The following is a 15,335-nucleotide window of genomic DNA, read 5'->3' on the forward strand; positions in this document are numbered from 1 at the left end:
CGCCGCGCGCCGCGCCACCCGGGCGAGGGCCCCCCACCACCGGCGCCGGATCGAGACCGCGGTGGCGGTCGCCCCCCGGCAGCACCCCCCCGGGCCGGGGGCCGGGGGGGCACCCCCCGCGGGCCCCCGGCCGTTGTGACCGCCGCTGTCAGTGGCGGGCGATACGGTCGCCGGATGAAAGCGACCGGAACGTTCTCAGTGAAAGCCTTCACCCCGGCGGACGTGACGCCGGATCCCGCCGTGACCACCGGGCTCGGTGGGGGTGGCGACGATGGAGAAGCGGTTCGAGGGGGAGGTCGCCGGCCGCTCGGCGACCGTGTTCACCGCCGCCTTCGACCAGCAGACCGGTGTCGGGACCTATCTGGCCATGGAGTCCTTCGAGGGCACGCTGAACGGCCGGGACGGCGCGTTCAACTTCGTGCACTCGGCGACGACGACCGGCAGTGACCGCTCCGCCGAGTTCTTCACCGTCGTACCGTCCAGCGGCACCGGGGAACTGGCCGGCATCTCGGGGGCCGGCGGACTGGCGGTCGACGCCGACGGCACGCACCGGGTCTGGTTCGAGTACGAGCTCGGCTGAACCCGACCCGGGACGACCGGTGCCGGGGCCTGGACCGGCCCCGGCACGCGCGTCACGACGGCACGGCTCAGGCGCCGCTCTCCCGGAGCATGTCCTCGCGCTCGACGAGCTTCACGCGCTCGCGGCCCTGCGGCTCGCCCAGTGCCTTCTCCGCGGCGTCGAGCTTGTACCAGCCGTCCCAGGTGGTGAAGCGGACGTTCCGCTCGGCGAGGAAGGCGTCCACGGCCTCCGGAGCGGGCGAGGCGGGCGTCTGCAGCCGACCGTTCGCGAAGTCGTCCAGCAGGTTGGACACCGTCTCGTTGGCGTCGCCCTTGGTGTGACCGATCAGGCCGACCGGGCCGCGCCGGATCCAGCCGGTGACGTACGTCGACTGCAGGTGCTCGCCGGACTCCTGGATCACCCGGCCGCCCTCGTCCGGGACCGTGCCCGAGTCGATGTCCCAGGGCAGCTTGGGCAGTTGGTCGGACAGGTAGCCGACGGCCCGGTAGACCGCCTGGACGTCCCAGTCCTTGAACTCGCCAGTGCCCTTGACGTTGCCGGTGCCGTCCAGCTCGGTGCGCTCGGTGCGCAGGCCGACGACCTTGCCGTCCTCCCCGAGGATTTCGGAGGGCGACTCGAAGAAGTGCAGGAACAGCTTGTGCGGCCGGTCGCCGACGTCGCGGATCGCCCAGTTCTCCAGGGTCTTGGCGACCATGTCGGCCTGCTTGTTGCCGCGCCGGGTGGCGATCGAGCCGTCGTCGTAGTCGATGTCCTCGGGGTCGACGATGACCTCGATGTTGGGGGAGTGGTCCAGCTCCCGCAGCTCCATCGGGCTGAACTTCGCCTGCGCCGGGCCGCGGCGGCCGAAGACGTGGACCTCCAGCGCCTTGTTGGCCTTGAGGCCCTCGTAGACGTTCGGCGGGATCTCGGTCGGCAGCAGCTCGTCCGCCGTCTTGGCGAGGACGCGCGCGATGTCCAGGGCGACGTTGCCGACACCGAGGACGGCGACCTTCTCCGCCTCCAGCGGCCAGGTGCGCGGGAAGTCGGGGTGGCCGTCGTACCAGGCGACGAAGTCGGCGGCCCCGTACGAGCCGTCGAGCTCGATGCCGGGGACGGAGAGCGCCCGGTCCGCCGTGGCCCCCGTGGCGAAGATCACACCGTCGTAGAAGGCGCGCAGATCGTCCAGGCTGACGTCGGTCGGGTAGTCCACGTTGCCGAAGAGGCGGATCTGCGGCTTGTCGAGCACCTGGTGCAGGGCCGTGATGATGCCCTTGATCCGCGGGTGGTCGGGGGCGACGCCGTAACGGATCAGTCCGAACGGGGCGGGCATGCGCTCGAAGATGTCTATGGACACACCGGGGTCGGCGGCCACTTCGGACTTGAGCAGGGCGTCGGCGGCGTAGATCCCGGCCGGGCCCGATCCGACGATGGCTACCCGCAGAGGGCGGGGCATGTTCAGGTTCCCTTCGAGCGGTGATAGATCGACTCGTGGGGAAGCCTAAGCTAAGGCAAGCCTAAGTCGGTACGCGGGTCCGGTCTATGAGGGCATAAGGGCGGCTTATGGGCTCTCATGGTCCGGCTTTGTGGTCCGACTCTGTGGCCCGGGTTTGAACCCCCGGTCACGGGTGACGCAGGCGTGGGGCGCGGTCACCGCGACCCGCGTCCACCTCATGAGGGGAGTCTGCGTGCACCGTCCGGACGACCACCCGGACCCGAACCGCTGGCGGGCCCTCTGGGTGACCCTGGTCGCCGGTTTCATGACCCTGCTGGACGTGACCATCGTCGCGGTCGCCCTGCCGTCCATGCAGCGGGGGCTGCACGCCTCCGCGGCGTCCGTGCAGTGGGTCGTGTCCGGCTACGCCCTCGCGTTCGCCCTCACCCTGGTGACGGCGGGCCGGATCGGCGACGCGTTCGGCAGGCGCCGTGTCTTCCTCGTCGCGCTGGCCGCCTTCGTGCTCTTCAGCGCCGCCGCCGGGGCGGCACCGGGCATCGAACTGCTGGTGGTCGCCCGGCTCGCCCAGGGAGTCGCCGCGGGCTGCGTCGCGCCGCAGAACTCGGCACTGATCCAGCAGATGTTCCGGGGCGCCGAACGCGGGCGCGCGTTCGGTCTGTTCGGTGCCACCGTGGGTGTCTCCAGCGCCGTGGGACCGGTCGTCGGCGGTCTGATCCTGGCGCTGGCCGGCCCCGAGGGCTGGCGGTGGATCTTCTACGTCAACGTGCCGGTCGGCGCTCTCGCCCTCCTGCTCGGCTTCCGTCTGCTGCCCCGGGTGGCCCCCGGGGGCCGGGGGCGGCTGGATCCGGTGGGCGTGCTGCTCCTCGGCGCCGGAATCCTGGCCCTGATGCTGCCGCTCGTGCTCGCCGAGGGCGGCGGAGTGGGCAGGGTGTGGTGGCTCTTCCCGGCGGGACTGCTCGTCCTGTTCGCCTTCGCGCGGTGGGAGCGCCGCGTCGCCCGCCGCGACGGGCAACCGCTGCTGGAGCCCGGCCTGCTCACCGAGACCCGCGGCTACGTCACGGGCGCGGCTCTGGCCGCGTTGTACTTCGTCGGGTTCAGCGGGGTGTGGCTCGTGTTCGCGCTCTTCTTCCAGAACGGGCTGGGCTTCTCGCCCCTCATGTCCGGTCTGGCGGTGACCCCGTTCGCCGTGGGCTCCGCCGCCGCGGCGGCCGTGGCGGGGCGGCTGGTCGACCGGCTGGGGCGGCTGCTGACCGTCTGGGGTCTCGTCGCCGTCATGCTGGGACTCGGCACGACCGCGCTGGTGCTCTGGCTCGCACCCTCCGACCGGGCCGCCTGGATCGCGGCCCCGGCCCTGCTCGTCGGCGGGCTCGGCAGTGGCTGTGTGATCTCCCCGAACATCACGATGACGCTGCGGGACGTCCCGGTGCGGATGGCGGGCGCCGCCGGGGGCGCGCTGCAGACGGGACAGCGCCTCGGCGGCGCCGTGGGCACCGCCGCGCTGCCGGGGCTGTTCTACCTGACGCTCAACGCCACCCACGGCGACTACCACGAGGCCGTGGCCCTGTCGGTCGGCTCGGGGGTCGCCGCCATGCTGTGCGCGCTGACCGTCGCGGTCCTCGACTGGCGACGGGACCGCTCCGAGAACGCCGGACGCTGCCCGCCGGAGACGTCCCACAGCCACACCCACGCGGGTCAGGGCTGAGACGCTCCCGACACGACGGCGAACCGGCCCGGCGCGCTCAGCGGCGCTTGCCGAACTTCCGGAGCATCTGTTGGGCCTGCGCGCGGCGGCGGGGGTCCGAGGCGGCCCGGCGTACCTGCTCCGTCGCCCGGCGGCCCTGCGGGCTGCGCGCGAAGCGCTTGATCCGGTCCAGCATTCCGGCCATGACGTTCCTCCGAGTCGACGAGTGACGTGCTTGTCCGTCCTCCTACCCCGCGGCCCCGCGCTCACCCCGGCGGCCGTCGCCGGGTTTGACCCGGCGGTCACGGGCGACCCGCAGTGCAGGACATCGGAAGCGAATGAACGCCGTGAGGTGAGCAACTGTGGCCGGCAATCAGAAGTCCAAGGCCAAGATGGAACAGGCCAAGGGGAAGGCCAAGGAAGCGGCCGGCCGGGCCGTCGGCAACGAGAGGATGACGGCCGAGGGCCGCGCCGAGCAGTCCAAGGGCGACGCCCGGCAGGCCAAGGAGAAGGGCAAGGACACGTTCCGGCACTGACACCGGGACCGGCACCGACACCGGAACCGATGGCGGCACACGGGCCGCGGAACCCGGCACACGGCCGGTTCCGCGGCCTACGTCGTGCCCGGCGTCGCGGCCAGCCGGCGTGGTGGGCGTCCCCGTACACGTGCCAGGCCGGCGGCGGGTCGAGGTCGAGGTCGCCCGCGGTACAGCCGCGGCTGTCCTCGACGTGCTCGCACTGCGCCTTCCGGTCGAGCGAGGGGTTCTCCGCGCTCGACACCGACCGCATGGCGATCTCCTTCTTCGCCGGGCACCCACCATGCGCGAATCGGTACGGACCGGCGAAGTGGCCGAGGTCGGCGTCCGCGCCCGTCAGGGCACCGGCTGCTCCGCCCAGATGACCTTGCCACCCGGCGTGTAGCGGGTGCCCCAGCGCTCCGCGAGCTGCGCGACGAGGAACAGCCCGCGCCCGCCCTCGTCCGTCATGGCCGCGTAGCGCAGGTGGGGTGAGGTGCTGCTGCTGTCGAACACCTCGCAGATCAGGCTGCGGTCGCGCAGCACCCGGACATGGACGGTCTCGCCGCCGTAGCGGATCGCGTTGGTGACCAGCTCGCTCAGGATCAGCTCCGTCGTGAACGTCAGCTCGTCCAGCCCCCACTCGGCCAGCCGTCGGGTGACCTGGGCGCGTACCTCGCCGACCGCCGCCGGGTCGTTCGGCACCTGCCACTCGGCGACCCGGTCCGGACCGAGCGCGCGGGTGCGGGCGACGAGCAGGGCGATGTCGTCGCCCGGCCGGTCCGGGAGACGGGCGTCCAGGACGGTCCGGCAGGTCTCCTCGGGCGACTCGCCGGCCGTCTCCAGCGCCTGGCGCAGGTGTTCGAGGCCGACGTCGATGTCGTGCTCCCGGTCCTCGACGAGCCCGTCGGTGTACAGGACCAGGCGGCTGCCCTCCGCCAGGCGCAGCTCGGTCGTCTCGAACGGAAGGCCGCCCAGGCCCAGCGGGGGACCGGCGGGCACCTCGGGGAACTCCACACCTCCGTCCGGCCGGATCAGCGCGGGCGGGGGGTGGCCCGCCCGCGCGATCACACAGGAACTGGAGACCGGGTCGTAGATCGCGTAGAGGCAGGTCGCGCCGGTGACCGGGGCGGTGCCGTCGTCGGCCGCCTCGTCCTGGTCGATGCGGCCGACCAGCTCGTCCAGCAGACCGAGCAGCTCGTCGGGCGGCAGGTCGAGGGCGGTGAAGTTGTGCACCGCCGTCCGCAGCCGCCCCATGGTGGCCGCGGCGTGCAGTCCGTGTCCGACGACGTCGCCGACCACGAGCGCCACCCGGGCCCCCGACAGCGGCAGCACGTCGAACCAGTCCCCGCCGACCCCGGCCTGCGCGGGCAGGTACCGGTAGGCGATGTCCAGGGCGTTCTGCTCGGGCATCCTGCGGGGCAGCAGACTGCGCTGGAGGGTCACCGCCATGCTGTGTTCGCGGGTGTAGCGGCGCGCGTTGTCGATGGAGACCGCGGCGCGCGCGACCAGTTCCTCGGCGAGGACCAGCTCGTCCTCGTCGAAGGGCTCGGGCTTCTCCGAACGCCAGAAGCTGACCACCCCGAGCACCAGGGTGCCCGCGCGCAGCGGTGCGGTGATCAGGGAGTGGACGCCGTACTCCACCACCTGCGCCGAGCGTTCGAGGTCCTGCGCCTGCCAGCCCCGGGCCTCGCCGAGGCGGGGCTCCAGCACGGGCCGGCCGGTCTGCAGGGAGCGGCCCTGCGGAGAGGAGGTGACGAAGCGGATCTGCCGCCCCACGGGGTAGAGCGGGACCTCTTCACGGATGCCGCCGAGCGCGGCGCGGCGCAGCGGGGTCACGCCTCCCGGCTGGCCGCCGGCCAGCACGGTGTCGAACAGGTCCACGCTGACGTAGTCCGCGAACCGGGGTACGGCCAGCTCCGCCAGCTCCTCGGCGGTACGGGTGACGTCCAGGCTCGTGCCGATGCCCACGCCGGCGGCGTACAGGATGTCCAGGCGTTCCCGGGCGGTCTCGGCCCGGCCGGACAGGGCGCGCAGCTCCGTGGAGTCGCGGAGCGTGGCGACGCTGCCTGCCGGGCCGCCCCGTACGTCCGTGGGCCGCTGGTTGACCGCCAACAACCGGTCCTTGACCAGGTGCACCTCGTCGGTGGCGACCCGTCCGGAGGCCAGCAGCTCCGCCGTGTCGTCCGGGAGCCCGAGGCCGAGGACGTGCCGTCCCTCCGCGTCGTCGGGCAGGTCGAGCAGGCGCTGTGCCTCGTCGTTGGCGAGCAGCAGTCCGCCCTCGCCGCCGACGATGAGCACGCCCTCCCGGACGCTGTGCAGAACCGCGTCGTGGTGTTCGTACATCCGGGTCATCTCGTGCGGTCCCAGGCCGTGCGTCTGCCGCAGCAGCCGCCGGCTGACGAGCGCCGTGCCCGCCGTCGCCAGGGCCAGTCCGACGCCCGCCACGATCAGCACCAGCGGCAGCTGCCGTTCGGCCGCCCCGCCCACGTTCTCCGTCGTGATGCCGGCCGAGACCAGGCCCACGACCGTCCCGTCGGGCGCCTCGACGGGCACGACGGCCTGGACCAGCGGGCCGATGGTCCCCTCGATCTCCTCCGTCACCGTCTCCCCGGCCAGCGCGGGTGCGGTGTTCCCCACGAACTCCTTGCCGATGCGGTCGGGTTTGGGATGGGTGTAGCGGATGCCGTCGGTGTTCATGACGACGATGAAGTCGACGCCCGTCGCCCTGCGCGCCGCCTCGGCCCGGGGCTGGAGCACCGCCGTGGGGTCGGGACTGCGCAGGGCCTCGCGGATGCCGGGGGAGTTGGCGAACGTCGCGGCCACGGCGACGGACCGGTTGCGGGCCTCGACCGTGCTGTCGTGACGTACCTGGAGCACCAGCGCGACGGCCGCGGCCACCACGAGCAGCAGCACGATGACCACGTTCATGGCGAAGACCTGGCCGGCGACGCTGCGTCCGGACATGGCCGAGCGCAGTGCCGCGGCACGCCGCCGCCGTCCCGCGTCCGCCCCCCGCCGTGACCGGTCCGCGTCTCGCCGGTACCGGGCGAGCGGGCCGCTGGGACGACGGGGTGACCGCTCTCCCGATCGACCCATCAGTCGGACCATGTGCCCATGTCTACACTGCCGGGCCCGAGGAGGCGAGGGGCGCCCCCGGTGACGGAGTGGCCCACCGGGCCCGGGCGTGGAGCGGTCCTCACCGCGGACTTCCGGGCCGGTGGCGGCGCGTGGCGAGCAGCAGGGCGATGTCGTCGGGGCGGTCCGTGGCGTGCCGGGCGGCGACGACGATCCGGTCGGCGACGCCCGCCAGCGAACGGCTTCCCGGCCGTGCGGCGGGCGCACCGGCCCTGGCCAGGGCCAGCCGCAGGGCGGTGATGCCGTCGTCGATGTCGGTGCCGGGCCGCTCCACCAGCCCGTCCGTGTAGAGGGCGAGGACGGCACCGGGCTCGACGCGGAACTCCGTCAGCGGGTACGGCGCGCCGGGGTCCACACCGAGCACCACCCCGCCGGGCAGGTCCAGTGCCTCGGTGCGTCCGTCCGGGTGGCGCAGGAGCGGCGGCGGGTGCCCCGCGCGGGCCGCGCACGCCCGTCCGGTGGCCGGGTCGAGCCGGATGTAGCAGCAGCTCGCGAACAGCCCCGGGTCCAGATCGGTCAGCAGGTGGTTGACGCCGCTCAGCACCTCGTCGGGCGGACGGTCGCCGAGGGCGAAGGCGCGCACGGCGCTGCGCAGTTGCCCCATCGTGGCCGCCGCCTGCACGCCGTGCCCCTGCACGTCGCCGATGACCAGGGCCATGCCGTCCCCCGAGGCGACGACGTCGTACCAGTCGCCGCCCACGTCCATGCCCTGGGTCCCCGGCAGATAGCGCCCCGCGGTCTCCAGCAGGGGATGCGCGGGCAGCCGGCGGGGCAGCAGGGCCCGCTGGAGTCCGCGGGCGAGCGCGGTCTCGGTCTCGTAGCGCCGGGCCTTCTCCATGGCGTGGGCGATCACGCCGGCGAGGGCGGTGAGGACCGCGCGTTCCTCGGTGCCGAAGCCGCGGGCCCGGTCGAAGCCGAGGATGCAGGAGCCGACCGGGCGCCCGGAGGCGATCAGCGGCAGGAAGGCGCGGGCGCCCTCGGTGGCGTCCAGCGGGATGCCCGGGTACGCGGCGGCCAGCGCCTGCATCGAGTCGAAGAAGAGCGGCCGGCCGCTGGTCAGCGTCTCGACCCCGGGCAGCCGGGCATCCAGGGCCACTCCCTCGAAGGGCGCGAGGAAGCCCGGCGGGAAGCCGGTCTCCCACGCCAGGTACAGATGCCGGTCCTGGAGCAGGTAGATGGCGAGTCGCCGGCCGCCGAACGCCGGGAGCAGTTCGCGCACGACCACGGCGGAGACCTGGCGGGCGGTGACCGCCTCGGTCAGGGCCACGGCCAGGACGATGGGGCGGTACACGGGTGCCGTGGCGGCCACGGCAGGGCCGGTGCCGGACGCCGTCTCCGGTGCGCCGTGCTCGGGCGTGAGGCAGGCGGACGCGTCGGCCACCCGGTTGGCGGGGCGGAGCGTGCCCGTCAGGAGGTCCGGCCCGGGATGCACGGAGACGGCGAGCCAGTCCCCCTCGTAGGGCTGCGGCGCGGTCCGCAGGCTGCCGTCGGGCGGGCGCCGGACATGGAAGTGGACCGGCTCGGGGGACAGCAGGGCACCGCGGAGATGATCCTCGTAGGCCACCTGGTCCAGCCAGGGCACGGCCTCCCACAGGGAGTGGCCGAGCAGCCGCGCCCGTGGCCGCCCCAGCAGCGCGGCGGCGCGCGGATTGGCGTAGACGATCGTGCCCAGCCGGTCCACGCAGAACACGCCGTCCGGAAGCAGGTCGGCCGCGGCGTCGGCCACGGCGCCGGCGGACGTGTCGCGTACGACGCCGCGCACCGGGCCGTCGGCGGGCGGCGCGGCCTGTGGTTTCCACAGTTCCACCAGGAGCAGCGCACCGTCGGCGGCACGCACGTACAGGGGCAGCGGAGGCGGCCGGCCGGCGGCCGTCTGGCGCAGCGCCGCGGCGATCCGGTGCCCCTCGTCGGGGGCCAGGGCGTCGGTGAGTGTGCCGAGTGAGGCGGTGGCGGGTCCGTCGGTGGCCGCGGTCACGCCGAGCAGGGCGCACAGCGGCTCGTCGACGGTGACGGCACCGGTGGCCGGGTCCCAGGCGAAACTTCCGGTGCGCGGCGCGTGCCGTTCGGCCGGGGGCGGCCGCAGGCACAGCGGGTCGCCGTCCCACGCGACCGGCGGGGCGTCCCGGTCCTCGTCCAGCCGTTCCAGGGCCGACCCGAGTTCCTGCGCCAGCCGCTCCATCCGGTCGAGGCCGTCCAGCGCCTCGGCGGTGTCGGAGGCGGAGGGACGCAGGACCGTCAGGACGCCGTACGTCCGCGCCGCGCCGGCGACGGGCACGTACAGGGACCCGAACGGGAACGGCAGGCCTGCCGCGAACTGCGGATACCGGCGCATCGTCTCCGTGGCGTTGGGCAGCACCACCCGGACGCCCAGCCGGTAGGCGTCGGCGACCGGGAACGGGCTGTCGGCGTGCAGTCGCCACCAGGGCCGGAAGAGCGGCCCGGGCAGTCCGGCGAGGACGGCCAGCCGCAGCAGGCCGGGGGTGCGGGAGCGCAGGTAGACGCCCCCCGCGTGGCCGCCGGTCGCGCTGATGGCCTGGGCGCAGGCGTCGATCAGCAGCGCCGTCAGCCGCCCGGGCATGCGGTCTGCGTCCTCGGCGCCTGCACTCATCGGCCCCACCTCGTCCGTGCGCCGTCACGCGGGCGACACAGCAAGAATGCGCCACGACACCCGGGTCGCGCACGCGGTCGGGCCGCGCGGGTGACCGCGACGGGCGTTGACCTCGCGGACGGCAGTCCGTAACCTCCTCCGCGACATTCGGAAATAAATCCGAAACTTTCGGAGTTTCCTGCCCTTCCGAACGGCTCCGCACACCGATTCAAGGAACGGGATGACATGCGCATGACTCTGCTACGTCTGTCGAGAGCGGCCACCGCCGGTCTCGTCGCCGCCGCGGCGCTGACGGCCGCGACCCACTCCGCCGACGCCGCCCGAGCCGCCGACACGCTCGGATCCGCGGCGGCAGGCCAGGGCCGCTACTTCGGCACCGCCGTCGCGGCGAGCCACCTCGACGAGGCCGACTACGTCTCCACGCTGAACCGCGAGTTCACCTCGGCGACACCCGAGAACGAGATGAAGTGGGACGCCACCGAGCCCAGCCGGGGCAACTTCACCTTCGGCGCCGCCGACCAGGTCGTGGACCACGCCCGGAGCCAGGGCATGGACGTCCGCGGCCACACCCTCGTCTGGCACTCGCAGCTGCCCTCCTGGGTGGGCGGCCTCGGCGCGGCCGATCTGCGCACCGCCATGAACAACCACATCAACGGCGTGATGGGCCACTACAAGGGCCAGATCCACAGCTGGGACGTCGTCAACGAGGCCTTCCAGGACGGCGGCAGCGGCGCCCGGCGCAGCTCGCCCTTCCAGGACAAGCTGGGCAACGGCTTCATAGAGGAGGCGTTCCGCACCGCCCGCGCCGCCGACCCGGCCGCCAAGCTCTGCTACAACGACTACAACACCGACGGCGTCAACGCGAAGAGCAATGCCGTCTACGACATGGTCAAGGACTTCAAGTCCCGTGGCGTGCCCATCGACTGCGTCGGTTTCCAGGGCCACTTCAACAGTGCCTCCCCGGTCCCCTCCGACTTCCAGGCCAACCTCCAGCGCTTCGCCGACCTCGGCGTCGACGTGCAGATCACCGAACTCGACATCGAGGGCTCCGGCACGGCGCAGGCCAACAGCTACGCCAACGTGGTCGAGGCATGTCTCGCCGTGGACCGCTGTACCGGCATCACCGTCTGGGGCGTCACCGACAAGTACTCGTGGCGCAGTGGCGGCACCCCGCTGCTCTTCGACGGCGACTACCAGGAGAAGCCCGCCTACGGCGCCGTCCTGACCGCCCTGGGCGGTGACGGCGGCGGCGACCCGGGCAACGGCACGGCGAGCTGCACCGCCACGTACACCAGGACCGCCGACTGGAGCAGCGGCTACAACGGCCAGGTCACCATCACCGCGGGCGGCGAACCGATCGCCTCCTGGACGACGACCGTCACCTTCGCCTCGCCGCAGCAGGTCCAGGCCACCTGGAACGCCACGCCGACCTGGGACGGCGGCGGCAACGTCATGACGGCGCGGCCGAGTTGGAACGGCTCCCTGGCGGCCGGCGCGTCGACCAGCTTCGGGTTCACCGTGTCGAAGAACGGGAGCGACGCCACACCCGCGGTCGGAGCCTGCACCGCCTCCTGATCGGGGCCTGTCCGGCGCACCGGGGCGCCCCGAAGTCCACGAGGGCTCGGGGTGACCCGGTGCGCCTCGTCACGAGACCCGGCCGTGCCCGTCGCCGACCGGGACGGCGCCCTTTCCGGCGCACTCGGCCCGAGCCTGTCCGAAAAACGGCGCGTCCGGCGGAAGTTGGGGCAAAGAGATCGTGAAAACCGCCCGGGTGCGTATCGTGAAGGAACAGGGGCATGCGCTCCCCTACTCGGCCCCGGACCGGACGGTGAGGCTCTGTATGACTCCGGCGCACAGACCCGATGCCGCGGACGCCTCGGTCGTGTCCACGGCGGTGGAGTTCAGGGGCGGATCGGCGATGATCCCGGCCTCCCGGGACGTCGTGCACGGCTTCGTCGCGGGACTGGGCGACAAGGGGGTGGACCTGGCCGACAGCTTCCTGGACGCCGCCCGCCTGGTCGCCAGCGAGCTGGTGACGAACGCGCTCCGTCACGCGCCCGGTCCCTGCCGCCTGGAACTGACCCTGCTGGACGACGGAGTGGAGATCGCGGTGTCGGACACGGGGGACGGGTTCCCCACGTTCCTGCCCCGCGATCCCCTGCGGGTCGGCCGGCACGGTCTGGAGATCGTGACGCGCCTGTGCGACGAGGTCATCACCAAGCCGCACGCGACGGGGAAGACGGTGTACGCGCGCCTGCCGCTGCGCTGATCCGCGTCAGGCCGCGAGGGCCTGCTCGACGGTCGGGTAGCAGGCGATGAGTGTGTCCACGCCCACGAGTCGCAGCACGCGCTCGACGGCGTGCTGCGGTGCGGCGAGCCGCAACCAGACGCCGCGGGACTCGGCGGCCCGGTGCGCGGAGATGAGCACGTTTATGCCGCTGGAGTCCAGGAAGACCACCTCGCCGAAGTCGACCACCGTGCCCGGCGCCGTCTGCACACAGGACAGCAGGACGTCGCGGAGCTGACTGCTGCCGTCGAGATCGACTTCTCCGGCGAGCAGGACGAGGCTGACGCCGTCGCCCGTGGTGGTACGGGTGATCAGCAGCCGCTCCGGTACTGCCGCTCCCTCGATGTCCGCCACGCTTCCCTCACTTCTCGCATATGCCCGGCCGTCCTCGGTGGCTCGATGTTATGGCTCTTGGGGGTCCGCGTGGGCGACTTGCGCAGACCGGCGGCGCCCGGACCGCCGGTCAAGGTCTCGACGCGCGCGATGGCGCTCCTCTGACTACGGTCGAGATGTGGTGGCTCACACATTCGAAGAGCTCGTGCACAAGCGTCGCGCGGCGGACCTGGCCCGGCACCGGGTCGAGGAGCTGCGGGACTCGTACGGGCCTCCCACGCAGCATCAGTGGACCCAACGGCAGTCCCACACGTACGAGACCGCCGTACGGGCCTGGCGCGACCTGGACCGGGACGCGCAGTCCGCGATGACGGAGTACGTCAAGGAGGGGGGTCAGTCCCGGCACAAGTTGGAGGCGAAGGTTCGCAAGGCCGTCCAGGACGGAGGGCAGGGCACCTGACCGGTCCCCGGCGGGTCCGGCACCGGACCGGTTTCAGCCCCGCCGGGCGGCCGTGACCTCGTCGACGAGGCCGCGTGCGGCCTCCAGCGCCGCCGCCCGGTCCTCGGGCACCAGCCCGATGCGGGTGCGGCGGTCGAGCAGGTCGGCCTCGTCCAGGGCCCCCTCGTGGCGCAGCGCCCAGAGCAGTTCGGCCCCGGTGACGGGGTGGTCCGGCAGGACGCGCTCGCCGAGCCGGGGGTCCCGGTCGGCGAGCGCCCGCACGGCCGGTGCCTCGGTGCCGTAGCGCTGCACCAGGCGGCGCGGCGCCCGCAGCGCGGCCAGGGTGTGCGGCGCGGCGGCGCCGACCAGTGGCAGCGCGGCGGTGGGGGACGGGCCGGCGCCGAGGCGGCGGGCGGCGACGGCGGCGTCCACGGCGTCCTCGGCCATGCGCCGGTACGTGGTGAGTTTTCCGCCGACCACGGTGATCACGCCCTCCGACGAGGTGAGCACGGCGTGCCGGCGCGAGACGTCCGCCGTGCGGGCCCCGCCGCCGGGGCGGTCGGCGGACGTGGTGTCCAGCAGGGGGCGCAGGCCCGCGAAGGCGCCCACCACGTCCTCGCGGTGGACCGGCACGTCCAGCACGGAGCCGAGCACGTCGAGCAGGAATCCGACGTCGGTCTCGGGCACCTCGGGCACGTCCGGGATCTCCCCTTCTACGGGCTCGTCGGTCAGTCCGACGTAGACGCGGCCGTCGCCCTGGGGCAGGACCAGGACGAAGCGGTTGGTCTCCCCGGGGATCGGCACGTGCAGGCCGGCGGGCAGCGGCCCGAGCCGGTCGGAGCGCAGGACCAGGTGGGTGCCGCGGGAGGGCCGGACCCGGATGCCGTCCACCAGGTCACCGGCCCACACGCCGGAGGCGTTGACCACCGCGCGGGCGCGGATCACGCCCTCCTCGCCGGTGAGCCCGTCGCGTATCCGGGCGCCGGAAGAGGTCAGCTCCAGGGCCCTCACCCGCGTCAGGATCCGGGCACCGCGCGCGGCGGCGGTCCGGGCCAGCGCGGTCACCAGCCGGGCGTCGTCGGTGAGCCGGCCGTCCCAGGACAGCAGCCCGCCGCGCAGCCGGTCGGAACGCAGCGTCGGCGCGAGGTGGCGGGTCTCCACGGCGGACAGCCGGCGCGGCGCGGGCAGCGTGGCCCGGGCCGTGCGCGCCGCCAGCCGCAGGGTGTCGCCGGCCCGGAACCCGGCCCAGGCCAGCGCGGCCTGCCCACGGGAGACCATGGGCGTCAGCGGCAGCACGAAGGGCTGCGCGCGCACCAGATGGGGCGCGGTGCGCTCCATGAGCACACCGCGCTCCACCGCGCTCTCGTGGGCGACGTCGAGCTGGGCGGAGGCGAGGTAGCGCAGGCCGCCGTGGATGAGTTTGGAACTCCAGCGGGAGGTGCCGAAGGCCAGGTCCTGGGCGTCCACGGCGACGACGCTCAGACCGCGGGCCGCGGCGTCCAGGGCGGCGCCGGCACCGGTCGCGCCGAGACCGACGACCAGGACGTCCACGACGGGGCCGCCGACGGCGTCGGTCAGCTCGCGCGAGCGCCGCCCGGCGGACAGGGAGGCCCCGGCGGCGGGGGTGCTGCTGGTGGGGCTCATGGCGTGAGGGTCCTCTCCAGGATGGTGCGCAGCTCCGCGAGGAAGGCCGCGGGGGCCAGCTCGGCGTCGTCCTCGTCGGTCATGGTCCGCAGCGACAGGGCGAAGGACTGGACGATCAGCAGCACGGAGCGGGCCTGCCGACCGGTGTGGGCCGGGCGCACCGACCCGTCGGCGTGGCCCTCGCCGAGCGCGTCGGCCAGCAGCCCCAGCAGCGCCTCCTGGCTCGCCCCGCGCCGGTCGAGGACGTAGGGCAGGAGCAGTTCGGGATCGACGTCGACGATCTTGCGGAAGAGTGGATGGGCGCGGAACGCCTCGACCCCGGTCACGAGCCCTTCGACGATGCGCGGGCGCGTGCCCAGGCCGGGCCGGGGCTCGGGGATGGCGCCGGTGGCCACCGCGATCCACTCCCGGGTCATCAGGTCGCCGACCAGGGTCCGCACGTCCGGATAGCGCCGGTACAGCGTCATCCGGGAGACGCCGGCGCGGCGGGCGACGTCGGTCATCGTCGTACGGCGGACCCCGACGGCCAGTACGCAGTCGCGCACGGCGTCCAGCACGGCGTCGTTGTCCGAGGTGTTCGGTCGGCCCGAGTTGTTGTGACGGTTAGGCGTCATGTGTAACAGTGTAACGCCAGTGGGGCCGTGCGGACCGCGTCCCGATGGCGTTCCGAAGGCACCT

Annotated in this window: 12 protein-coding genes and 1 pseudogene; 6 read left to right on the top strand and 7 right to left on the bottom strand. The window is 73.5% G+C overall.

The window, feature by feature from the left end:
* The first annotated feature begins 174 nt into the window (after positions 1 to 174).
* Positions 175 to 580: pseudogene (locus ACFW48_RS11780) on the top strand (DUF3224 domain-containing protein).
* Positions 581 to 647: 67 nt separating this feature from the next.
* On the opposite strand, the gene ACFW48_RS11785 reads toward ACFW48_RS11780, so the two are convergent.
* Complete coding sequence (locus ACFW48_RS11785; RefSeq protein WP_386313082.1) at positions 648 to 2,012, bottom strand: FAD-dependent oxidoreductase; 1,365 nt, start codon at positions 2,010 to 2,012, stop codon at positions 648 to 650.
* A gap of 217 nt (positions 2,013 to 2,229) precedes the next feature.
* Here ACFW48_RS11785 and ACFW48_RS11790 point away from each other — a divergent pair, with 217 nt between their 5' ends.
* The gene (locus ACFW48_RS11790) at positions 2,230 to 3,714 is read left to right on the top strand and encodes an MFS transporter (RefSeq protein ID WP_386313948.1); all 1,485 of its coding nucleotides are present in this window, start codon (positions 2,230 to 2,232) and stop codon (positions 3,712 to 3,714) included.
* A 37-nt stretch (positions 3,715 to 3,751) separates the two neighbouring features.
* Here ACFW48_RS11790 and ACFW48_RS11795 read toward each other — a convergent pair whose 3' ends face one another.
* Complete coding sequence (locus ACFW48_RS11795) at positions 3,752 to 3,898, bottom strand: hypothetical protein (protein WP_121745416.1); 147 nt, start codon at positions 3,896 to 3,898, stop codon at positions 3,752 to 3,754.
* 157 nt (positions 3,899 to 4,055) lie between these two features.
* On the opposite strand from ACFW48_RS11795, the gene ACFW48_RS11800 reads away from it, so the two are divergent.
* Positions 4,056 to 4,229 carry a CsbD family protein gene (locus ACFW48_RS11800; protein ID WP_073728798.1) on the top strand — a complete coding sequence of 58 codons (174 nt, stop codon included), beginning with the start codon at positions 4,056 to 4,058 and terminating at the stop codon, positions 4,227 to 4,229.
* Positions 4,230 to 4,565: 336 nt separating this feature from the next.
* Here ACFW48_RS11800 and ACFW48_RS11805 read toward each other — a convergent pair whose 3' ends face one another.
* Together ACFW48_RS11805 and ACFW48_RS11810 are read right to left on the bottom strand one after the other, a co-directional pair.
* Entirely contained in the window at positions 4,566 to 7,175 is a 2,610-nt protein-coding gene (locus tag ACFW48_RS11805; protein ID WP_386313085.1) for a SpoIIE family protein phosphatase, read from the bottom strand.
* A gap of 232 nt (positions 7,176 to 7,407) precedes the next feature.
* Positions 7,408 to 9,954, bottom strand: coding sequence for a SpoIIE family protein phosphatase (locus ACFW48_RS11810; protein WP_386313087.1), 2,547 nt, complete (start codon positions 9,952 to 9,954; stop codon positions 7,408 to 7,410).
* Between the two features lie 225 nt (positions 9,955 to 10,179).
* Here ACFW48_RS11810 and ACFW48_RS11815 point away from each other — a divergent pair, with 225 nt between their 5' ends.
* Entirely contained in the window at positions 10,180 to 11,529 is a 1,350-nt protein-coding gene (locus ACFW48_RS11815) for an endo-1,4-beta-xylanase (protein WP_386313089.1), read from the top strand.
* A gap of 265 nt (positions 11,530 to 11,794) precedes the next feature.
* A complete protein-coding gene (locus tag ACFW48_RS11820) occupies positions 11,795 to 12,223 on the top strand; it encodes an ATP-binding protein (RefSeq protein ID WP_386313092.1) in 429 nt (142 codons plus the stop codon).
* Between the two features lie 6 nt (positions 12,224 to 12,229).
* Here ACFW48_RS11820 and ACFW48_RS11825 read toward each other — a convergent pair whose 3' ends face one another.
* Positions 12,230 to 12,595 (bottom strand): STAS domain-containing protein, encoded by a 366-nt coding sequence (locus ACFW48_RS11825; protein ID WP_386313095.1) that lies wholly within the window; start codon positions 12,593 to 12,595, stop codon positions 12,230 to 12,232.
* Between the two features lie 160 nt (positions 12,596 to 12,755).
* Here ACFW48_RS11825 and ACFW48_RS11830 point away from each other — a divergent pair, with 160 nt between their 5' ends.
* Positions 12,756 to 13,034 (top strand): hypothetical protein, encoded by a 279-nt coding sequence (locus ACFW48_RS11830; protein WP_345628937.1) that lies wholly within the window; start codon positions 12,756 to 12,758, stop codon positions 13,032 to 13,034.
* Positions 13,035 to 13,067: 33 nt separating this feature from the next.
* On the opposite strand, the gene ACFW48_RS11835 is transcribed toward ACFW48_RS11830, so the two are convergent.
* Both ACFW48_RS11835 and ACFW48_RS11840 read right to left on the bottom strand, forming a co-directional pair.
* A complete protein-coding gene (locus ACFW48_RS11835; protein WP_386313096.1) occupies positions 13,068 to 14,657 on the bottom strand; it encodes a glycerol-3-phosphate dehydrogenase/oxidase in 1,590 nt (529 codons plus the stop codon).
* Positions 14,654 to 15,271 carry a TetR/AcrR family transcriptional regulator gene (locus ACFW48_RS11840; RefSeq protein ID WP_386313099.1) on the bottom strand — a complete coding sequence of 206 codons (618 nt, stop codon included), beginning with the start codon at positions 15,269 to 15,271 and terminating at the stop codon, positions 14,654 to 14,656. Before ACFW48_RS11840 ends, ACFW48_RS11835 begins: the two co-directional genes overlap by 4 nt.
* Positions 15,272 to 15,335: the final 64 nt, after the last annotated feature.

The sequence above is a fragment of the Streptomyces sp. NPDC058812 genome (assembly GCF_042744565.1).
GTDB lineage: Bacteria > Actinomycetota > Actinomycetes > Streptomycetales > Streptomycetaceae > Streptomyces > Streptomyces thinghirensis.